Origin of the sequence: Erwinia tasmaniensis Et1/99 (assembly GCF_000026185.1) — a bacterium.
Classification (GTDB): domain Bacteria; phylum Pseudomonadota; class Gammaproteobacteria; order Enterobacterales; family Enterobacteriaceae; genus Erwinia; species Erwinia tasmaniensis.
Genome location: NC_010694.1, coordinates 3,089,895 through 3,111,287 on the forward strand (window position 1 = coordinate 3,089,895; position 21,393 = coordinate 3,111,287).

Here is a 21,393-nt window from a genome sequence, read left to right on the forward strand (position 1 = left end):
TTATTCAGCATAGCGCAGACGCCGCCACTGACGTTGAGTGGCGCGGCTGACGCGGTCAAGATAAAGGTACACTACCGGGGTAGTGAACAGGGTTAACAGCTGGCTGAGCATCAGGCCGCCGACAATCGCCAGCCCCAGCGGGCTGCGCAAATCGGCATCGCCGCCGCTGCCCAACGCCAGCGGTAACGCGCCGAAGAAGGCCGCCAGGGTGGTCATCATAATCGGGCGAAAACGCAGCAGACAGGCCTGGGTAATCGCCTGCTGCGGCGTCATGCCCTGCTTACGCTCGGCGGCAAGCGCAAAGTCGATCATCATAATGGCGTTCTTTTTGACGATGCCGATCAGCAGCAGGATGCCGATCAGCGCGATCACCGTGAGCTGGGTATCGGTCAGCAGCAGCAGCAGAAGCGCCCCAACCCCGGCAGAGGGCAGCGTGGACAAAATGGTCAACGGATGAATATAGCTTTCGTACAGCATTCCCAGCACGATATAGACCGCCAGCAGCGCCGCGAGGATCAGCCACGGCATCGACGCACTCAATTCGCTGAATGCCTTCGCCGTTCCCTGGAATCCGGCCTGCACGCTATCCGGCAGGCCGATTTTCACCATCGCGCTTTTCACCGCCGCCTGCGCCTGCTCCAGCGACACGCCATCCTGTAGGTTAAAGGCCACCGTGCTGGTGGCTGACTGGCTCTGGTGGTTGACCGCTAACGGAGCATTCGCACCGCTGAAGCTGGCAAAGGCAGAGATCGGGATGCGATCGCCGCTGTCGTTAATAACAAACATCTGTGACAACACGGCGGGATCGCGCGTCCATCCATCATTGACCGACATCACCACATGGTACTGATTAAGGGTTTTGTACAGGGTGGCGATTTGCCGCTGGCTGAAGGCGTTATTCAGCATCTCATCAAGCATTTTCACATTGACGCCGAGCCGGGTCGCCCGGTCACGATCGATAGCGATCATCACCTCCTGACCGCCGGTTTCCGCGTCAGAGTCCACGCTGGTCAGCAGCGGGATTTGTTCCAGCGCCGCCTTCACCTTCGGCGTCCAGATACGCAGCGTGTCCAGATCGTCGGCCTGCAGGCTGTACTGATAACTGGCGTTGGCGCTGCGGCCGCCAATATGGATATCCTGCGCCGCCATCAGAAACAGCTGCACGCCGGGGATATTGCGGGTTTTTCCACTCAGGCGGTTTGCCACCTCGCTGGCGTTAGCCTTGCGCTGCTTATTGTCTTTCAGATGCACAAAGAACATCGCGGTATTACGCGATCCGAACGCCCCGCTGCCCATCGACGACAGCACGCCGTCCACCGCCGGATCGGCCGCGATCAGGCTGGCAAACTGCTTCATCTTCGGCTCCATCGCCTGGAATGAAACATTCTGATCGGCGCGCATCATCCCCATCAGCAGTCCGGTATCCTGATTGGGGAAGAACCCTTTCTGCACCACCGAATAAAGGAAGATATTCAGCAGCACGGTCAGGATCAGGCTGAACAGCGTCAGGCGCTGATGGCGCATCACCCAGCCCAGCGCCGCCGCGTACCCTGTCAGCAGACGATTTAAGCCCTGTTCAATCCAGCGGCTAAGCGGATGCGGGCGGCGTTCCGTCGGCGATCGGCGTTTTAACAGCCGTGCACAGAGCATCGGCGTCAGGCTAAGCGACACCAGCATCGAAATAATCAGTGATACGGTCAGCGTGACGGCAAACTCACGGAACAGGCGGCCAACGATGCTGCCCATCAGCAGGATCGGGATAAACACCGCCACCAGCGACAGGGTCATCGACAGCACGGTAAAGCTGACTTCCTTCGCCCCTTTAATAGACGCGCGTACCGGGCTTAACCCCGCCTCGATGTGGCGGGTGATATTTTCCAGCACCACGATGGCATCATCCACCACAAAACCGGTGGCGATAATCAGCGCCATCAGCGACAGATTATCGAGGCTGTAATCCAGGAGATACATCACCGCACAGGTGCCGATTAACGACAGCGGCAGCGCCAGCGCGGGGATCGCCACCGCCCTGATATCGCGCAGAAAGATAAACACCACGCCAATCACCAGCAGCGTGGCGATCAGTAACGTCTCTTCAGTATCGTACAGCGAAGCCCGCACGTTCGGCGCGCGGTCAACCACGATTGCCAGCTTCATATCGGCGGGCAGGGCTTTTTCAAGCAGCGGCAATTGCGCCTTAATGCCGTCGATGGTTGCCAGCATGTTTGCCCCGGCAGAGCGGGTAACGCCGATCGTCACCGACGGCACGCCGTTGTAATAGCCGACGTTGTACTTATCCTCGACCGCATCATACACCGTAGCCACATCGCTGAGCCGGATCGCCCGGCCATCCTGGTAACTGACCACCAGATCGCGATACTGTTTTGCCTGATCCAGCTGCCCGTTGCCGTCCACCATCCACGACTGGCGATCCCCTTCCAGCATCCCCTTTGGCCTGTTGGTGGTGCTGTTAGCCACCGCCTCGCGCACCGTATCCAGCGCCACGCCGTACTGAGACAGCTGCTGCGGCTGCAGGTCGATGCGTATCCCCGGCAGCGCGCTGCCGCGCAGTGAGACCTGCCCAACGCCGCTCACCTGAGAGATACGCTGCTGGATTTGGCTCTCGGCTACATCGTACAGCTCGGCGCTGGTGCGGGTGCTGCTGGAAAGCGCCAGCATCACGATGGGCGCATCCGAAGGGTTAGCCTTACGGTAAGTGGGCAGTGACGGCATGCTGCTGGGCAACAGGCTGCGCGCGGCGTTGATCCCCGCCTGGACGTCACGCGCCGCACCGTTGATATCCCTGTCCAGCGAGAATTGCAGAATGATGGTGCTGGAGCTTTGCGAACTCTGCGAGGTCATTTCGCTGATACCGGCAATTTGCCCCAGCGAGCGCTCCAGCGGGGTAGCTACCGTTGCCGCCATCGTTTCCGGGCTGGCGCCGGGCAGGCTGGCAGTCACCAGGATGGTGGGAAAATCCACCTGCGGCAGCGGGGCGACCGGCAGTAGCCGGTAACCCAGCGCCCCTGACAGCAGCAGGGCCAGCATCAGCAGCAGCGTGGCCACCGGGCGGAAGATAAATAGCCGGGTGATATTCATTCGGCTTCCCGCACGGCGGACTGACGTGGGTTGCGTTTAAAACGCTGTGCCAGGCGATCGAACCACAGGTAGATGACCGGCGTAGAAAACAGCGTCAGCAGCTGGCTGAAGATCAGCCCGCCGACGATCACCAGCCCCAGCGGCTGCCGCAGTTCAGCCCCGGATCCAGAGGCCAGCATTAGCGGCAGCGCGCCGAGCAGCGCCGCCATGGTGGTCATCAGGATCGGGCGGAAGCGCAGCAGGCAGGCCTGGTGAATGGCGTCACGCGGGCTAAGATGCTGTGTGTTTTCCGCCTCCAGGGCAAAATCGATCATCATGATCGCATTCTTTTTTACGATGCCGATCAGCAGGATCACGCCAATCAGCGCAATCAGGCTAAACTCGGTATTCGACAGCAGCAGGGTCAGCAGCGCCCCGACCGCCGCCGATGGCAGCGTGGAAAGAATGGTCACCGGGTGAATAAAACTTTCATAGAGAATGCCGAGCACCACGTACATGGTGAGCAGCGCCGCCAGGATCAGCCACAGGGTGTTGCCGGTGGCACTCCGGAACGCCGCCGTTTCGCCCTGCCAGCGCAGCGTCATACCCGCAGGCTGGGCCAGCGCGCTGCTGACTTCACCGATCGCCCGCTGCGCCTGCTCCAGCGAGTAGCCGTCATGAAGATTGAATGAGACGGTGACCGCCGGGAACTGGTTCAGGCGCATATGCACCAGCGAACCGGTGCGCAGATGGATGCTGGCAACCGAGGTCAGTTTCACCATGCCGCTGGTGGTGGCCGAGCTGCTGCCAGAACTGCTTGTGGATGAGCTGGCCAGCCAGATATCGTCGAAGGAGGCCGGTGACTGCTGGAACCGTGGAGCCACTTCCAGCACCACGCGATACTGATTCGACTGGGTGAAGATGGTCGAGATCAGGCGCTGACCAAAGGCGTTATACAGCACGGTATCGACATCGGCGGCGGTGATACCGTAGCGCGCCGCCGCGTCGCGGTTGAGCTCGACGTAGGCCACCTGCCCCCGATCCTGCAAATCACTGACTACCGAGCTGAATTCCGGCCGCGCCCGTAACGCCGCCACCAGCTGCGGCGACCACGCCACCAGGTTTTCACTGTCCACATCGTCCAGCGTGAACTGGTAGCGATCCGGGCTGACCCGATCGTTGACCGTCAGATCCTGTGCCGATTGCAGATAGAGCTGAATACCCGGCACCGCGGCGGTGGCCTGTTGCAGTTGGCTAATCACCGCGTCGGCCCGCGCGGAGCGCTCGCCGAAGGGCTTCAGGTTAATCTGCATACGCCCGCTGTTCAGGCTGGTGTTAGCGCCATCAATCCCTACGGTGGAGGAGAGGTTCTCCACCGCCGGGTTTTGCAGAATTATCGCCGCCAGCTGCCGTTGCCGCCGCGACATCTCGCTGAAAGAAACGTCCTGTGAGGCGACGGTCACCCCCTGGATCAGGCCGGTATCCTGCGCCGGAAAGAAGCCTTTCGGCACCATCAGGTAAAGCAACGCGGTCAACGCCAGCGTGGCCAGCGCCACCAGCAGGGTCAAACGCTGGTGATTCAGAACAATGGTCAGCAGGCGGTCGTAGCCGGCAATCAGACGGTCGAAAAACGCGCCGCCTTTGCGGTAGAAACGCGACTGGCGTTCCGGCGGAATATGATGCAATAAATATGCGCACAGCATCGGCGTCAGGGTCAGAGATATCAGCATCGAGACCAGAATCGACACCGCCAGGGTAATGGCAAATTCGCGGAACAGCCGTCCGACCACATCGCCCATAAACAGCAGCGGGATCAGCACGGCGATCAGGGAAAAGGTGAGCGAGATAATGGTAAAGCCAATCTGCGCCGATCCCTTCAGCGCCGCTTCCATCGGCGTTTCCCCCTGCTCCAGGCGGCGCGAAATATTCTCCACCACCACGATAGCATCATCGATAACAAAGCCGGTGGCGATGGTCAGCGCCATCAATGACAGGTTATTCAGGCTGAATCCGGCCAGATACATCACGCCAAAGGTGCCGACCAGCGACAGCGGCACGGCCACGCTGGGGATCAGCGTGGCCGCCACGTTGCGCAGAAACAGGAAGGTGACCATCACCACCAGCGCAATCGACAGCATCAGCTCAAACTGCACGTCGCTGATGGAGGCACGGATGGTCTGGGTACGGTCGGAGAGCACGGTTAATTTCACCCCGTCCGGTAAGGCGGCCTGCAACGTGGGCAGCTGGGCCTTAATCGCATCCACCACCGCGATGACGTTAGCCCCCGGCTGGCGCTGCACGCTGATAACAATCGCCGGGCTGCTGTTGGCCCATGCCGACTGATAGCTGTTTTCCGCCGCCTCATCAATTTGCGCAATATCATGCAGGCGCAGCGCGGCCCCGTTCTGATAAGTGAGGATCAGGTTGCCATACTGTGCGGCGCTGCGCAGCTGGTCGTTGGCATCAATGGTGACCGAGTGGTACTGCCCGTCAAATCCGCCCTTTGATCCATTGACGTTACTGTTACTGACCAGGGTGTTCACGTCTTCCAGCGTCAGACCGTGCGCGGCCAGCGCTTTGGGGTCGATGCGTATGCGGATCGCCGGCTGATGCCCCCCTGCCAGCGTCACCATACCCACCCCTGAAATTTGTGACAGTTTGAGCGCGATACGGGTATTAACCAGATCCTGCACGTTGGTCAGAGGCTGCTTAGCGGAACTGGCGGCAAGGGTGATAACGGCACTGTCCGCCGGGTTCACCTTCTTATAGGTTGGCGGGTTGGGCAGATCGGTCGGCAGCAGGCTGTTAGCCGCGTTTATCGCCGCCTGCACTTCCTGTTCGGCCACGTCCAGCGACAGCGACAGCGAGAACTGAAGCGTTATCACCGAAGATCCGCCGGAACTGCTGGAGGTCATCTGGCTAAGACCGGACATCTGCCCCAGCTGGCGCTCAAGCGGCGCGGTCACCGAGGAGGCCATCACATCCGGGCTGGCGCCGGGATAGAGCGTGGTGACCTGTATCGTCGGATAATCCACCTGCGGCAGCGCCGAGGTGGCAAGCATGCGGTAAGCGATAATCCCGGAGGCAAGCACCGCCAGCATCAGCAGGATCGTGGCGACCGGGCGTTGAATAAAAATGCGTGACGGATTCATGGCGCTTTCTTGCCCGCGGCGGCGCGGGTTTCTTCTGCACTCACCCGCGACACTTTGCTGCCGTCGCTCAGACGATCGATACCTTCAGTCACCACCTGCTCGCCCGCGCTGACGCCGGACAGAATGGCCTGCTGATGGCTGCCAAACGCCGGGCCGGGAGTGACGGCCCTGCGCGTTACGGTATTATCTTGATTAATCACATAAACAAAACTGCCGTCGCTGCTCAGCTGTACCGCCTGGGCGGGGATCACCGTGGCCTGTTTCAGGGTGCCGGTTTGCAGCCGCAGATTCACAAACTGGTTGGCATACAGGGCTTCGTCCCGATTGGCGAACAGCGCCTTCAGCGCAACGCTGCCGGTGCTGGTGTCTATCTGATTACTGATAAACTGCACTTCGCCCTCGGCCAGTGGGCTACTGCCTGCCTGATCAAAGGCGGTGGCGGGCAGCGCCTGACCGTTGTGCAGCGCCTTGAGCAGCGTGGGAATATTGCTCTGCGGCACGCTAAAGGTGACCGCCGCCGGCTGCGTCTGGGTGATCACCACTAAGCCGGTGGTATCCGAGCTTTGGATCCTGTTACCGGCGTCCACCAGCCGCAGACCAACCCGACCGGAGATCGGCGCGGTGATACGGGCAAATTCAATATTCAGCTTCGCCGCGGCAACCTGCGCCTCATCGGCTTTGACCGTGCCGAGATACTGTCCTACGGCGGCAGTCTGGGTTTCAAGATCCTGACGCGCCAGCGAGTCCTGGGCATAGAGTTTTTGATAACGCGCCAACGTCAGCCGCGCGCTTTTCAGCAGCGCCTGGTTCTGACTCAGATCGCCCTGATACTGCGCCAGCGTGGCCTGATAGCTGCGCGGATCGATCTGCGCCAGCAGCTGCCCGGCGGCCACCTTTTCCCCCTCTTTGAAATAAACGTGGGTCAGCGTACCGCTCACCTGGCTCGTGACGGTCACGGTGGCGTTGGGAATAACCGTACCCAGCGCGGTCAGATAAACGGGAACATCGGCCAGCCGCACTTCCCCGCCGTGCACCGGCGTGGTCATTCCCGCCGATTGCCCAGGGCCGCCATGCCCACCCGGGCCGCCCATCGCGTCGGATCCCCCGACGGCGGTATGGCCATGTGGCCAGAAGCGCCAGGCCAAACCGGCAACCAGCACCAGCACAATAATGCAGAGAATGATCTTACGCCGTGAGTACGGCTTCTTTGGGGAGATTTCGCTCATGAGGCCCGGTTAATTGAATGCGGTGATAAATAACACCAGGCAGAGTCTCCCCGGCGCGCAAGAACTTAGCGTAAAGAGCATAGCCTGATCCCTTTACCCATACAAAGGTGTGGGTAGAAACGGATATTATCTTCACTTGTCTGCCGGCTTTCTATTCTTGCAGCGTAAGAATTCCGTAAGAAATGCGAGATTTCATTGAGGTCCTCGCCGAAAAAATTGAAAAAAAACCACGCATTCGCGTGGCTTTTAACATCCTGCTGACGATAAACAGGGCGATGCCGTTTTTCAGCCGTGGCCGTAGAGCGCGTCCGGGGGAATATTCATGTGCTTCAACACCGGGCCGATAATATTGCCAAATACCGGTGCCGCCACCGAGCCGCCGAAGTGATCGCCCGCCGTTGGATGATTAATCATAATCACCAGCGCCACCTGCGGATGACTGGCCGGGGCGACTCCGGCGGTGTAGTTGATATAGCCACCGTCATATTTACCACTGTCGCCCATCTTTTCGGCAGTACCGGTTTTAATTGCCAGACGGTAGCCCGGTACGGCGGCGCGCACGCCGCTGCCGCCCGGCAGCGCATCGCTCTCCATCATACGCACCACTGCCCGCACGGTCTCTTCATCGGCCACGCGATTGCCCAGTACCGGCGGCGTGACTTTGGTAATTGACAGCGGGCGATAAACGCCAAAGGCACCGAGCGTGGCATATTCGCGTGCGATCTGTAGCGGCGTCACGCGCAGTCCATAGCCAAAAGAGAAGGTGGCGCGTTCAATATCGGCCCAGCGCTGGCGATGCAGCGGGAAGTAGCCAACGCTCTCTCCGGTCAGGCCCAGCCCGGTCGGCTTGCCCAGCCCGAAGGCCTGATAGGTGTTCACCAGCACTTCGGCTGGCATCGCCAGCGCAATGTGCGATACGCCGATATCACTGGATTTTTGCAGGATGCCGGTCATGGTCAGACGCGACCAGTGGCCTACATCCCGGATCAAATGGCCGTTGACCCGGTACGGTGTGGTATCCAGTACGGAATCCGGGCGCACCAGCTTGCGCACCAGGCCCTCCATCACCACCAGCGGTTTGACCGTTGACCCCGGCTCATAGCTGTCGTTAATGGCCACATTGCGCATCTGCGCCGGCGAGACATCGACAAAATGATTGGGATTAAATGACGGATAGGAAGCCATGCCGAGGATCTCGCCGGTATCAATCTTGATCAGCACCGCCGCGCCGGAATCGGCTTTATTAAGCAGCACGCCGTCACGCAGTTTGCTGTACATGGTGTACTGGTCGAATTTATCGATGCTGAGCTGCACCGTGGGCGGCTGCTGCGGTGGCTCATAATTGATCATCGCGACAATATTGCCGCTGGCATCCTGGCGATATTTTTCCACGCCCGGCGTACCGCGCAGCAGCTTATCAAAGCCTTTTTCTAACCCGCTAAGACCCGCGTTCTCCGCACCAACAATACCGATGAGCGGTGCGGTGGCTTCGCTCATTGGATAAAAACGGCTGTCGTTATACTGGGTGCTGATACCGGCAAGATGCAGTTTGGCGATATCTTTCGCGATCCCCAGCTCGATTTTATGGCCGAGATAGAGAAAGCGGCGGTCCGGGTTGGCGCCTATTTGAGCAGCAATCTGTTCCGGGCGCAGCTCCAGCGCATTGGCAAGGTACTGCCATTTGGCGCTGGTGAAGTCCGGATGTGCCTCCAGTACGCGCTGCGGGTCGGCGATAATATCGCGCGACGGTACGCTAAGGGCCAGCGCTTCGCCGTTGCGATCCAGCAAGGTTCCGCGATTGGTGGGGAGAGTAACGGTGCGCAGCGATCGCTGGTCAGCCTCTTTTTCCAGCATCGGATGATTAATCAGCTGTAAATCCGCCACCCGCAACAGTAAAAAAACCAGACAGGTCAACACGCCCAGACAAACTAGCCGGAATCGCAAGGGATTGAAGGTAGGAGCAGGCTGGGATTTGTCCAGGGATTTTCTTAACGGTGGCATGGGGGTCCGTTGCAGATGACAGAATAACTTGCTGCTAGTTATACAAAAAATGACAAAAGGTTAACAGGTAAACAGTGTTTCAGATCGTGTGTGGCAACGGTTTATGCCCAGTCTGATGACGGATTAATCTATTGAAAATAATTTGATCCTGATAATAACAGGCAAAAAAAACCTGCGCATCTGCGCAGGTTGGTGAAATAAAGCGTGAATACTTTTGATGTTCACCCATCAATACCTCTGGGATATGCACTGTAGCAATCTGCGGCCTTAAGCCGCTACACGCTAATCGCAACATATCCCCGCAAAATGTAACCAGCTATGAGAACTGTAGGGTTTCCGTTTTCCCCCAGGCGGTCATATTTTCTGGCCGATAGCGCCGACTGGCGGCATCAGCCCCTATCGCATGCCGCCTTTTCGACCTCTACCAGGCAGCTCATGGCATTCGGCCCCTGGGTGAGTGACGAGGTGCCAATATCCAGCGTCAGCACGTTGGGGTTACCGGCGCGGTCATAAGGCTGCCACGCTTTGCCAAAGCCGGGGTCAAACCAGGCACCGGTGGCAATCAGCACCACCCGTGGGCTGACGCCATCGGTAATGCGCACGCCGGCCTGCATCCGCCCGCGATCGTTGCTGACGTCAATCACATCGCCATCGTTGATGCCACGTAGCGCCGCATCCTGCGGATGCATCCACAGGGTTTCACGTCCAGCGGTTTTGTTAGCCTGCACGCTGGGCGTGGCGTCCATCTGACTGTGCAGGCGGTCATGCGGCTGAATTGAGATCATATGCAGCGGGAAGCGCTGCCCAATTTCCGCCCCCAGCCACTCCTGCGGCGGCCGCCACTCCGGGTGCGGCGCGAAATCGGGCAGCTGATATCCGGCGATGGTTTCACTGAACAGCTCAATTTTACCGCTGGCGGTATTAATCGGGTGCTGGAGCGGATCCTGACGGAAATCCGCCATAAACACCCACGGCTTATCCGGCTGCGGGATCTCAACGTGCCCCTGCTGCCAGAAGGTTTCAAACGCCGGAAAATCAATCCCTTTGCCGGAATGTGCCTGCGCACACTGCTGGTAAAGATGCGCTATCCACGCCATTTCATCACGCTTTTCAGTGAAGAGATCGCGGTAGCCCAGGCGCTCCGCCAGATCGGCAAAAATATCAAAGTCGTTACGCGCCTGGTGCTGGGGAGCAATCGCCTGGTGCATCGCCAGCACAAAACGGTCCTTCGACGAGCCGCCAATGTCATTGCGCTCCAGCGACGTGGTCACAGGCAGAACGATATCCGCCATCTGCGCGGCGGGCGTCCAGACAATATCCTGCACCACCACCGTATCGGGGCGCTGCCAGCCCGCAACCAGACGGTTGAGCTGCTGATGATGGTGGAAAGGATTGCCGCCAGCCCAGTGAATAAGATGGATATCCGGGTAGGTATGGCTCTCCCCCCGAAAGGTATATTCCGTGCCGGGATTGAGCAGCATATCGCTGATGCGCGCCACCGGGATCGCCCGGTCAGCAATCGGGTTGACTCCGGCTGACATCAGCGGGGACGGGCCTTCGGTGCGTGGATTACCCACGCTGTTCATTGAACCGTGGCCAAAGGAGAAGCCTGCACCCGGCAGGCCCGGCTGCCCGAGCATAGATGAGAGCGCAATCATCATCCAGTAAGGCTGCTCGCCACGGTGAGCGCGCTGTACCGCATAGGAGCAGGTAATAAAGCTGCGTTTGCCGCACAGCTGGCGCGCCAGCAGGGCAATACGCGCCGCCGGAATACCGGTAATGTGGCTGGCCCACTGCGGAGTTTTCGCCTGACCGTCGCTTTCGCCCAGCAGGTAGCCGCGCAGCTGCGGATACCCTACGCAGTGGGTTTGCAGGAAAGCGTTATCAACCGCGCCGAGGCGTTCAATTTCGTAGCCAAGCGCCAGCATCAGCGCCACGTCGGTATTCGGGCGAATGGGGATCCACTCGGCGTTAACGAATTCCGGGCAGTCGTCACGCATCGGGCTGATATTGATCACCGGCGTGCCTTTTGCCGCCAGCTGTAGCAAGGCGGGCTTCAGGCTGTGTTCTCCCGCCCCGCCGGACGCGACCTGACCATTTTTTAGCGCCAGCCCGCCAAAGGCGATAAACAGCTCACAGTGTGCCACCACGCTGGGCCAGTCGGTGACGCGCCCGGTCAGCGGCATATAGGTGCCGATCACATAGGGCAGAAAGAACTGCGCGGCCCCCCAGCTGTAGTTGCCCTGCTGGTCAATGCCGCCGCCGCCGAGATGATAAAAGCGCCTGACCAGCGTGCGGGCATGATTAACACGCCCGGCAGAAGACCAGCCGTAGGAGCCGTTGAAGATACCGCTGGCACCATAGCGCTCGCGCACTCGCCTGTTTTCATCCGCCACCAGGTCGAGCGCCGTTTCCCAGTCTACTGCGACAAAATCCTCACGCCCGCGCAGGGTTCTGTCACTTTTTTCGCGTGACTTAAGCCACGAGCGGCGCACCATCGGCTGACGGATACGCTTATCCGAGTAGACCAGTTCGGGAATGGAATCAAGCATGGGTGACGGGTCGCGGTCGGCAAAGAAAGGCTCACATCGCAGCAGTTTTCCGTGTTCAACAACGGCGCTGAAAGCTCCCCAGTGGGCGAGATGTGGCACTTTTTTAATCGTCATAGCGGGCTCCGTTCAACAGGCTGTTGGCGAAGGCAGAGTAGCATTTTTAACGCCGTCGCGGCACGCGCCGTTTATCTTCTCGATTTGCGATGGGGGCAGTGTTTGCAGGCTTGCAGTCACCGGTGCTTTCCGCAACACTAGGTGGAATGTAAACGTTTACCCAGGAAGGTTTTTAGCCGATGGCCACGATAAAGGATGTTGCCAGACTCGCAGGCGTTTCGGTAGCCACCGTGTCCCGCGTGATCAATCACTCGCCTAAAGCCAGTGAAACTTCGCGCCTGGCGGTCACCCGCGCGATGACATCTTTGCAGTATCACCCCAACGCTAATGCACGCGCGCTTGCCCAGCAGTCCACCGAGACCATCGGGCTGGTGGTCGGTGATGTCTCCGATCCCTTTTTTGGCGCGATGGTGAAGTCGGTGGACGAGATAGCCTGGCAGACCGGCAACTTTCTGTTGATTGGTAATGGCTACCACGATGAGCAGAAGGAGCGTCAGGCGATAGAACAGCTGATCCGCCACCGCTGCGCGGCGCTGGTGGTTCATGCTAAAAAGATCCCCGACCGCGAACTTCAGCCGCTGATGGATCAGATCCCCGGCATGGTGCTACTCAATCGGGTGCTGCCGGGGTTTGAAACACGCTGTATTGCGCTGGATGACCGCTACGGCGGCTGGCTGGCAACGCGCTACCTTATCCAACAGGGGCACAAAAATATTGCCTTTATCTGTTCAAATCACGCCATCTCCGACGCCAGCGACCGCCTGCAGGGCTACCACGATGCGCTCAGGCAGCACAACCTGCCGTGTAACGATCGGCTGGTCGCCTTTGGTGAGCCGGATGAAGTCGGCGGCGAGCAGGCGATGACCGAACTGCTCGGCCACGGCAAAACCTTTAGCGCCGTGGCCTGTTATAACGACTCAATGGCGGCCGGGGCGCTGGCGGTATTAAGCGATAACGGCCTGCGGGTGCCGGAAGAGATGTCGCTAACGGGCTTTGATGATGTGCTGGTTTCCCGCTATGTCCGCCCGCGCCTGACCACCATTCGCTATCCTCTGGTCAATATGGCCCAGCAGGCGGCCACATTAGCGCTGGCGCTGGCCCACGGCCAGCCGCTGCCGGAAGTGACGAACCTGTTCAGCCCAACATTGGTACGCCGCCATTCGGTGGCCGCGCCGGCGGGCTGAATCGCGCGCAAGGGGCCAGCCACCTCCGGTGCGGCCGTGCGGCGCTTAAAGCTCCAGCGCCAGCAGTTCCGCCACGGTTTGTGCACGGCGGATCTGTCGTGGCTGCCCGTTTTCAAACAGGACTTCCGGCAGCAGCGGGCGGCTGTTGTAGTTGGACGACATTGAGGCACCATAAGCGCCGGTATCATGGAATACCAGATAATCCCCCACCTGCACCGCCGGCAGCGCCCGTGTTTCCACCTTGCCGCCTTCGCGCTGGGTAAAGACATCGCCGGATTCACACAAAGGCCCTGCCACCACGCTTTCCACGGTATTCACCTCATCCAGCGCGCGGCCATCGCCCGCTATCGCAGAAATATGGTGGTAGCTGCCGTACATTGACGGGCGCATCAGATCGTTAAATCCGGCGTCGACTAACACAAAGTGACGACTTCCCATATTTTTGACCGCCCTGACCTGGCTTACCAGCACGCCGGACTCTGCCACCAGGAAACGGCCCGGCTCTATTTCCAGCTTCACCGCGTGGCCGAGATGCTGTGCCACACGCTGACGTGCGGCGTCCCACAGGCCAAAATAGTGCTGGGTATCAATGGTTTCTTCACCAAAATGATAAGGGATCGACAGGCCGCCACCGGCCGAAATCGCCTGCAGGTCCTGACCAAAATCAATGACCTGGCTCACCATCGCATCACAAACCTGCTCCAAGTGCGCGTAGTCCACGCCGGAACCGATATGCATATGAATGCCCACCAGCTTCAGCTGATATTTCTGTATCGCTTCCAGCGCCAGCGCCATGTCGCCATGCCAGATCCCGTGCTTACTGTTCTCGCCGCCGGTGTTGGTTTTTTGACTGTGGCCGTGACCAAAACCGGGATTGACGCGCAGCCAGACAGGATGCCCGGCAGAAGCCTTGCCCAGCTGATGCAGCATATCGACAGAACCGGCGTTGACCGGTACTTTCAGCCCGACGATCCTGGCAAGCGTTGGCTCATCAAGCAGATCGGCGGTAAAGACAATGTCATCGCCCCCCGCCTGATACCCGGCCGCCAGCGCCCGCTCTACTTCACCCAGCGATACCGAATCAACCTTCACGCCCGCTGACTGCATCAGGCGCAGGATATGAATGTTCGAACAGGCTTTCTGCGCGAAACGCACGACGTCGAACTGCTGTAGCTGGCTGATGCGTTCGCCGATAATGCTGGCGTCATAGGCCCATACCGGGCCGCCATATTGGCGTGCCAGCGGCAGCAGATTTTCCCCGGTCAGGGCGGTGGATGTATCGGTGAGCAGGCGCGGCATAAACATTCTCCATAGGTTGATGACGCTATTACGCCACAGCAATATCCGGGATAAAAATATCTGTTTTATCGAATTCTATTCATCCATGATATAGCCTGACAAATTCGCAACAGCGAGAGTGAATGATGGCCGGAGTTTCGCTACGCCATATAGAAATTTTTCATGCGGTGGTCACCGCGGGTAATTTGACCGAAGCGGCGGCGCTGCTGCATACCTCACAGCCTACCGTCAGTCGCGAGCTGGCCCGCTTTGAAAAGCTGGTCGGCCTGCGGCTATTTGAACGCATACGCGGCCGTTTGCAGCCAACGGTGCAGGGATTACACCTATTTGAAGAGGTTCAGCGATCCTGGTACGGGCTGGATCGTATTCTCAGCGCGGCCGAAGGATTGCGTCAGTTTCGCCAAGGGGAGCTGTCGATAGCCTGTCTGCCTGTCTTTGCGCAGTCGCTGCTGCCGCTGCTTTGCCAGCCATTTATGCAACGTTATCCCGATCTGAGCCTGAATATTATTCCGCAGGAGTCGCCGCTGTTGGAAGAGTGGCTGTCGGCACAGCGCTATGATATGGGATTGACTGAAACTACGCATACGCCGGCAGGCACCGAGCGCTGCGCGCTGTTTACCGGCGATGAAGTCTGCGTGCTGCCCCAGGGCCATCCGTTAGCCGGGCGCGACTGTCTGACGCCGCAGGACTTCGCCAGCCAAAACTATATCAGCCTGTCACGTAGCGACAGCTACCGGCAGCTGCTGGACGCGATGTTTCATGAACGGGGAATACAGCGGCGCATGGTGATGGAAACGCACAGCGCAGCGTCGGTCTGCGCGATGGTCAGGGCTGGGGTCGGCGTGTCGATTGTCAACCCGCTGACGGCGCTCGATTACGCCAACGGCGGAGTGGTGATAAGACGTTTCAGCATCGCGGTGCCGTTCACCGTCAGTTTAATCCGACCGCGCCACCGGCCGGCATCGGCGCTGGTTGATGCTTTCAGCCAGCATCTGCATCAGCAGATCGGCCTGTTCAACCAGCGCCTGCAACGGCATCTTAATTAGGCATTGACCGTCTGCGGCTGTGCGCGTGAGCGGCGGAAGGTATACAGACAGACCAGCAGACCGATTAGCGCCAGTAACGCCGCGGATATCGGTACGGCCGTCAGGCCATATCCAGCGCCGATCGCCGCGCCGCCAACCCAGGCACCCAGAGCATTGCCGAGATTAAATGCCGAAATATTCAGCGTAGAGACCAGATTCGGTGCCTCTTTACCGTGGCGTACCACGTTAATTTGCAGCGCCGGCACCATCGCAAAGGTGGCCATTGCCCACAGGAACAGGGTGATCTCCGCCAGCCACAGCGAATGGCTGGTCCAGCTGAACAGCAGCGAGAACAGCGCAATCAGCGAGAAGCAGAGGATCAGGCTGAACGATACCTTCCAGTCCGCCAGCCTGCCGCCGAGAATATTGCCAACGGTCAGGCCCGCGCCGATCAGAAATAGCGTCCAGCTGACACCTCGCTTGCTGATCCCGGTAACCTCCAACAGCAGAGGCGCGATATAGCTGAACAGGGCGAACATCGCTGCGGCAAAAAAGACCGTCATCAGCAGCGACAGCCACAGCCTGCCGTTATTCAGCGCGCCGACTTCGGAGGCAAGATGAATCGGCTTTTCATTGCGATTGGTCGGCAGGCTGGCAATCAGGCCGATAATCGCCAGCACGCCAATCGCCGCCACGCCCCAGAAAGTGGCACGCCATCCAAACATCTGGCCAAACCAGGTACCCAGCGGTACCCCGAGCACGTTGGCCAGGGTTAAGCCGGTAAACATCAGCGCCACCGCCGATGCCTGCCTGCCCGGCGCCACCAGGCTGGCCGCCACCACTGCGCCGATACCGAAAAATGCGCCGTGGCACAGTGCCGTCACCACGCGGGCCAGCATCAGCAGGTTATAGTTGTAGGCCAGCGCACAGAAGATATTGCCGACGATAAAGATCGCCATCAATAGCATCAGCGTGCCCTTACGCGGCAGTCTGGCGGTCAGCAGTGCCATAATTGGCGCACCGATGGCCACGCCGAGCGCGTAGCCGCTAATCAGCCAGCCCGCTGAGGGTAGTGATACCTGAAGATCGTTCGCCACTTCCGGCAACAGCCCCATAATGACAAATTCGGTGGTGCCGATAGCAAAAGCACTCAGCGCCAACGCCAGTAATGAAACAGGCATTTCATACACTCCCAGGAAAATAGAAAACCCGCTCTGTGCAGGTAGAAGAAAAGAACAATCAGGAAAAATTTAAGCTGATAGGGTGCCGCATCCTTGGTGGTAAATAACCCTACGACGCGGCAATACATTAAAGCATAGCGGGTCGATGTCGGATAGTTCGAGGTCGGTCAATTCGCAGCGGGAGCCCCCCCAGTCTGCTAAGGTCGGCATAACGCGCATAACACAGACCCTGCAAAAACTATGCGACACAGGTCTCATATACCCCGATTTCCTGCGTTATAATTTAGCTTATCGTGCTATCTCTCGATGGTTCCTGTACAATCCTTAATAAGGTTAATCCTAGTTTTAGCATGAAGGCGATGGCCTCCTGCCGCTCACGCCCTGCTACCAGCGCTATTGGCCGTGCGGATTGATTAAAGTTATGCGGCTGACTACCGATTAATCATGATTGACGGCATGGCCCTCCCGTGCAGCCCCCGACCGACCACCGAGGAACACCCCATGAGATACATCCTTTGCCTGTTAACCCTCTGCCTGGGGGGGTGTTCCGTTGGCGATTATCACTACAGCAGCGAAGCGCATCAACGGGTAGATATGACGGTGACCGGGATCCCAACGGTGTTAGGGATCGGCACTCTGGGCACCACTATTCCTTTGACGGCGGAATACAGCCTGACCGCCGGACACGTGGCGAAATATTCTCTATACCGCGTCAAGGCGTATAACCCTGATTGCGACCTGGCCGTTGTTTACCATAAAAATTCGCCCAACCCGCAGCCAAAATTTCGTAACGGCATGATTGGCGACAAGATCAATATGTATGGCTACAGTTTTATCTCGGCAATGCCGGTCGCTTCGACCGGAACTAACCTGATCAATACCGATATGATCAACAGCTGGAATAAGGCTGGCTGCGTGGTCGTCGCCACCAATGCGGGCGTGGTGCAGGGAATGTCAGGGGGCGCGGTGTATAACGCTTCTGACGATTCGATTGCCGGAGTGATTGTTGGGTACGCGGCCAGTATTAGCGATAAGAAATCCGGTAAAACGCTGTATAAGGACGTTTCGCTGTATGTTCCCTACGCTGGCTTCAAAGACTGGCTCGATAAAACGCTAAAATCCTGACACCGCCCGTCAGGATTTCACCAGGCAAAAAAAAGCCAGCTATAAAAGCTGGCCTGATAAAGCAGTACGCGCTTATTTGCTGCCTGGACGCAGCGCCGGGAACAGGATCACGTCACGGATGGTATGGCTGTTGGTAAACAGCATCACCATGCGGTCGATACCGATGCCCAGGCCTGCGGTTGGCGGCAGGCCGTGCTCCAGCGCGGTGACGTAGTCTTCGTCGTAGAACATCGCTTCGTCATCCCCCGCGTCTTTCGCATTCACCTGCTGCAGGAAACGTTCCGCCTGGTCCTGAGCATCGTTCAGCTCCGAGAAGCCGTTGCCGATTTCGCGGCCGCCGATAAAGAACTCAAAGCGATCGGTGATTTCCGGGTCCATATCGTTACGACGCGCCAGCGGTGAGACCTCAGCCGGATATTCGGTAATAAAGGTAGGCTGGATCAGGTGAGCTTCCGCAGTTTCTTCGAAGATCTCGGTTACCAGGCGGCCCAGCCCCCAGCTTTTCTCAACCTTAATCCCCAGAGACTGGGCGATGGCGACTGATTTATCGAAGTCCGCCAGATCGGCCAGATCGGTCTGTGGGCGATATTTCAGGATCGCTTCTTTCATCGTCAGCTTTTCAAAAGGCTTGCCGAAGTCAAACTGCTGGTCGCCGTAAGGCACCACGGTGCTGCCCAGCACGTCCTGCGCTAGCGTGCGGAACAGGCTTTCGGTCAGTTCGATCAGGTCTTTATAGTCGGCATACGCCATATAGAGTTCCATCATGGTGAACTCTGGGTTATGGCGTGGCGAAATACCTTCGTTACGGAAGTTGCGGTTGATTTCAAATACGCGATCGAAGCCCCCCACCACCAGACGCTTCAGGTACAGCTCCGGGGCAATACGCAGGTACATATCGAGATCCAGCGCATTGTGGTGAGTGATAAACGGTCGGGCAGACGCGCCGCCGGGGATCGCCTGCATCATCGGCGTTTCCACTTCCATAAAGTCGCGATCCACCATGAAACTGCGGATACCGGCCATGATTTGCGAGCGAATTTTGAACGTGTTGCGTGAATCGTCGTTAGCAATCAGGTCAAGATAACGCTGACGGTAGCGGGTTTCCTGGTCGGCCAGGCCGTGGAACTTGTCCGGCAGCGGGCGCAGCGCTTTGGTCAGCAGGCGCAGTTCGCTACAGTGGATCGACAGCTCGCCGGTTTTGGTCTTGAACAACTTGCCGCGTGCGCCGAGGATATCGCCGAGATCCCACTTTTTGAACTGTTCGTTGTAGATACCTTCGGCTAAATCGTCACGGGAGACGTACAGCTGAATACGGCCGCCGACATCCTGCAAAGTAACAAAAGAGGCTTTGCCCATGATACGGCGCGTCATCATGCGGCCCGCAACGCTGACTTCAATGCCCAGCGCTTCCAGCTCTTCGTTCTCTTTACCGTCAAATTCGGCGTGCAGCTGGTCAGATGTGCGATCGCGACGGAAGTCGTTCGGGAAGGCCAGGCCGGTTGCGCGCAGAGCCACCAGCTTTTCGCGCCGCGCTTTCAGTTCGTTGTTCAGCTCAAGTGCAGCATCCGGGGCCTGCGGTTGTTGTTCAGACATGTGAGTTCCTTATAAACCTGCTTTCAAACTTGCTTCAATAAAACGATCCAGATCGCCGTCCAGAACCGCCTGAGTGTTACGCGTCTCTACGCTGGTGCGCAGGTCCTTGATGCGGGAGTCGTCCAGCACGTAAGAACGGATCTGGCTGCCCCAGCCGATGTCAGACTTGTTATCTTCCGCCGTCTGCTTATCCGCATTTTTCTTCTGCATCTCGTATTCGTACAGCTTGGCGCGCAGCTGTTTGAATGCCTGATCTTTGTTTTTATGCTGAGAGCGGTCGTTCTGACACTGCACCACAATGTTGGTCGGTAAGTGGGTAATACGCACCGCCGACTCGGTTTTGTTAACGTGCTGACCACCGGCACCGGAGGCGCGGTAGACGTCGATACGCAGGTCGGCCGGATTGATTTCGATATCAATATTGTCATCGACTTCCGGATAGATAAACACCGAGCTGAACGAGGTGTGGCGACGGCCGCCGGAATCGAACGGGCTTTTGCGCACCAGGCGATGCACGCCGGTTTCAGTACGCAACCAGCCGAACGCATAATCACCGATGATCTTGATGGTGGCGGATTTAGTCCCGGCAACTTCCCCATCTGACTCTTCGATAATTTCGGTTTTAAAGCCTTTGGCCTCTGCCCAACGTAGATACATGCGCAGCAGCATGCTGGCCCAGTCCTGCGCTTCGGTGCCGCCGGAACCGGCCTGGATATCCATATAGCAGTCGGCGCTGTCATATTCGCCGGAAAACATACGGCGGAATTCCAGCTCGGCGAGCTTCTTGTCCAGCCCGTCAAGTTCGGCGACCGCCTCGTTGAAGGTCTCTTCGTCTTCGGCTTCCACCGCCAGCTCCAGCAGGCCGGAGACATCTTCCAGCCCTTGGGTCATCTGGTCGAGTGTGTCGACCACGGCTTCTAATGCGGAGCGTTCTTTACCCAGCGCCTGGGCGCGCTCGGGTTCATTCCAGACGTCAGGCTGTTCTAATTCAGCGTTAACTTCTTGCAGGCGTTCTTTCTTGGCATCATAGTCAAAGATACCCCCTGAGCACGGTGCTGCGCTCGGTGAGATCCTGAATACGGTTTTTTACCGGATTAATTTCAAACATGATTTTGAGATCTTTTTAGGTGATCGAAAAGGGCTTAAATGTAACCACGCAGTTTAACTGAAACAGCGCACGGTTTGTAGTATTGAACACGCTTTGCTGGCCGTGCCGCCATGAAATGGAGAACCTGAATGTCCATCACCGATGCCCTGCTGGCTTTTACCTTTTCTGCTGCACTGCTCACCCTGACACCAGGATTGGATACCGCCCTGATCTTGCGCACCTCGACGATTGAGGGGACACGGAAAGCAATTCAGACTCAGATAGGCATCAATGCGGGCTGTCTGGCGTGGGCCGCAGCCGTCGCTTGCGGGCTGGGCGCGCTGATAGCCGTCTCTGAACTGGCCTATAATCTGCTGAAGTGGACCGGTGCCGCGTATCTCGCTTGGCTGGGGGTAAAAATGCTGTTCAAGCCGCGCAGCAAAATGGGCGAAGTCAGGCTGGCGCAAGGTAAGCAAAACGGCTTCCTACGCGGTTTTTTTGGCAACCTGCTTAATCCTAAAGTTGGCATCTTCTATGTCTCCTTCCTGCCGCAGTTTATTCCGACCGGACATTCGCCGGTGCTGTGGACATTTGGCCTGGTACTGATCCATTTACTGCTCGGCACCCTGTGGTCGGCTCTGCTGATTGGCTGCACGCGCCGCCTGTCCAGCGTGCTGAAACGTGGAAAGGTTGTGAAGTGGCTGGACCGCTCCACAGGTGCTGTGTTTCTACTGTTTGCAGCCAGGCTGGCGCTAAGCCGCCGGCCGGGGTAATCC

Annotated in this window: 13 protein-coding genes; 4 read left to right on the plus strand and 9 right to left on the minus strand. The window is 58.3% G+C overall.

What is annotated here, in order from left to right; all coding sequences use genetic code 11:
- From ETA_RS15070 to ETA_RS15090, 5 genes are all read right to left on the minus strand, one after another.
- On the minus strand, positions 1-3,099 hold the full coding sequence (locus ETA_RS15070) for an efflux RND transporter permease subunit (protein WP_012442475.1): 3,099 nt from the start codon (positions 3,097-3,099) through the stop codon (positions 1-3).
- Positions 3,096-6,230 (minus strand): multidrug efflux RND transporter permease subunit, encoded by a 3,135-nt coding sequence (locus ETA_RS15075; protein WP_012442476.1) that lies wholly within the window; start codon positions 6,228-6,230, stop codon positions 3,096-3,098. The genes ETA_RS15070 and ETA_RS15075 overlap by 4 nt, the downstream gene beginning before the upstream one ends.
- Entirely contained in the window at positions 6,227-7,456 is a 1,230-nt protein-coding gene (locus ETA_RS15080) for an MdtA/MuxA family multidrug efflux RND transporter periplasmic adaptor subunit (protein WP_012442477.1), read from the minus strand. Before ETA_RS15080 ends, ETA_RS15075 begins: the two co-directional genes overlap by 4 nt.
- A gap of 285 nt (positions 7,457-7,741) precedes the next feature.
- On the minus strand, positions 7,742-9,457 hold the full coding sequence (locus ETA_RS15085; protein ID WP_012442478.1) for a penicillin-binding transpeptidase domain-containing protein: 1,716 nt from the start codon (positions 9,455-9,457) through the stop codon (positions 7,742-7,744).
- 389 nt (positions 9,458-9,846) lie between these two features.
- A complete protein-coding gene (locus ETA_RS15090) occupies positions 9,847-12,123 on the minus strand; it encodes a molybdopterin guanine dinucleotide-containing S/N-oxide reductase (RefSeq protein ID WP_012442479.1) in 2,277 nt (758 codons plus the stop codon).
- Between the two features lie 179 nt (positions 12,124-12,302).
- Between ETA_RS15090 and galR the strand changes: the two genes are divergently transcribed.
- Entirely contained in the window at positions 12,303-13,307 is a 1,005-nt protein-coding gene (gene galR / locus ETA_RS15095) for an HTH-type transcriptional regulator GalR (protein WP_012442480.1), read from the plus strand.
- A 45-nt stretch (positions 13,308-13,352) separates the two neighbouring features.
- Here galR and lysA read toward each other — a convergent pair whose 3' ends face one another.
- A complete protein-coding gene (gene lysA / locus ETA_RS15100) occupies positions 13,353-14,606 on the minus strand; it encodes a diaminopimelate decarboxylase (protein ID WP_012442481.1) in 1,254 nt (417 codons plus the stop codon).
- 125 nt (positions 14,607-14,731) lie between these two features.
- Here lysA and ETA_RS15105 point away from each other — a divergent pair, with 125 nt between their 5' ends.
- Entirely contained in the window at positions 14,732-15,652 is a 921-nt protein-coding gene (locus ETA_RS15105; RefSeq protein WP_012442482.1) for a LysR family transcriptional regulator, read from the plus strand.
- Here the strand turns inward: ETA_RS15105 and ETA_RS15110 are convergent.
- Positions 15,649-16,812, minus strand: a complete 1,164-nt coding sequence (locus ETA_RS15110; protein WP_012442483.1) for an MFS transporter — start codon at positions 16,810-16,812, stop codon at positions 15,649-15,651. The genes ETA_RS15105 and ETA_RS15110 overlap by 4 nt on opposite strands.
- Before the next feature lie 501 nt (positions 16,813-17,313).
- On the opposite strand from ETA_RS15110, the gene ETA_RS15115 reads away from it, so the two are divergent.
- Positions 17,314-17,937: a hypothetical protein gene (locus tag ETA_RS15115; RefSeq protein WP_042959114.1), complete on the plus strand. Its 624-nt coding sequence runs from the start codon at positions 17,314-17,316 to the stop codon at positions 17,935-17,937.
- 72 nt (positions 17,938-18,009) lie between these two features.
- On the opposite strand, the gene lysS is transcribed toward ETA_RS15115, so the two are convergent.
- Both lysS and prfB read right to left on the minus strand, forming a co-directional pair.
- Positions 18,010-19,530 carry a lysine--tRNA ligase gene (gene lysS / locus ETA_RS15120; protein ID WP_012442485.1) on the minus strand — a complete coding sequence of 507 codons (1,521 nt, stop codon included), beginning with the start codon at positions 19,528-19,530 and terminating at the stop codon, positions 18,010-18,012.
- Positions 19,531-19,539: 9 nt separating this feature from the next.
- A protein-coding gene (gene prfB / locus ETA_RS15125) for a peptide chain release factor 2 (RefSeq protein ID WP_157861814.1) occupies positions 19,540-20,638 on the minus strand; the annotation gives its coding sequence in 2 pieces (ribosomal slippage) (positions 19,540-20,562 and positions 20,564-20,638; 1,098 coding nt in all).
- Between the two features lie 128 nt (positions 20,639-20,766).
- Between prfB and ETA_RS15130 the strand changes: the two genes are divergently transcribed.
- Positions 20,767-21,390 carry a LysE family translocator gene (locus ETA_RS15130; RefSeq protein ID WP_012442487.1) on the plus strand — a complete coding sequence of 208 codons (624 nt, stop codon included), beginning with the start codon at positions 20,767-20,769 and terminating at the stop codon, positions 21,388-21,390.
- The last annotated feature ends 3 nt before the right edge of the window (positions 21,391-21,393 follow it).

Coding starts and splice junctions, on each gene's coding strand:
- ETA_RS15070 (WP_012442475.1), bottom strand. CDS start 3,099: ATGAATATCACCCGGCTATTTATCTTCCGCCCGGTGGCCACGCTGCTG.
- ETA_RS15075 (WP_012442476.1), bottom strand. CDS start 6,230: ATGAATCCGTCACGCATTTTTATTCAACGCCCGGTCGCCACGATCCTG.
- ETA_RS15080 (WP_012442477.1), bottom strand. CDS start 7,456: ATGAGCGAAATCTCCCCAAAGAAGCCGTACTCACGGCGTAAGATCATT.
- ETA_RS15085 (WP_012442478.1), bottom strand. CDS start 9,457: ATGCCACCGTTAAGAAAATCCCTGGACAAATCCCAGCCTGCTCCTACC.
- ETA_RS15090 (WP_012442479.1), bottom strand. CDS start 12,123: ATGACGATTAAAAAAGTGCCACATCTCGCCCACTGGGGAGCTTTCAGC.
- galR (WP_012442480.1), top strand. CDS start 12,303: ATGGCCACGATAAAGGATGTTGCCAGACTCGCAGGCGTTTCGGTAGCC.
- lysA (WP_012442481.1), bottom strand. CDS start 14,606: ATGCCGCGCCTGCTCACCGATACATCCACCGCCCTGACCGGGGAAAAT.
- ETA_RS15105 (WP_012442482.1), top strand. CDS start 14,732: ATGGCCGGAGTTTCGCTACGCCATATAGAAATTTTTCATGCGGTGGTC.
- ETA_RS15110 (WP_012442483.1), bottom strand. CDS start 16,812: ATGCCTGTTTCATTACTGGCGTTGGCGCTGAGTGCTTTTGCTATCGGC.
- ETA_RS15115 (WP_042959114.1), top strand. CDS start 17,314: ATGAGATACATCCTTTGCCTGTTAACCCTCTGCCTGGGGGGGTGTTCC.
- lysS (WP_012442485.1), bottom strand. CDS start 19,530: ATGTCTGAACAACAACCGCAGGCCCCGGATGCTGCACTTGAGCTGAAC.
- ETA_RS15130 (WP_012442487.1), top strand. CDS start 20,767: ATGTCCATCACCGATGCCCTGCTGGCTTTTACCTTTTCTGCTGCACTG.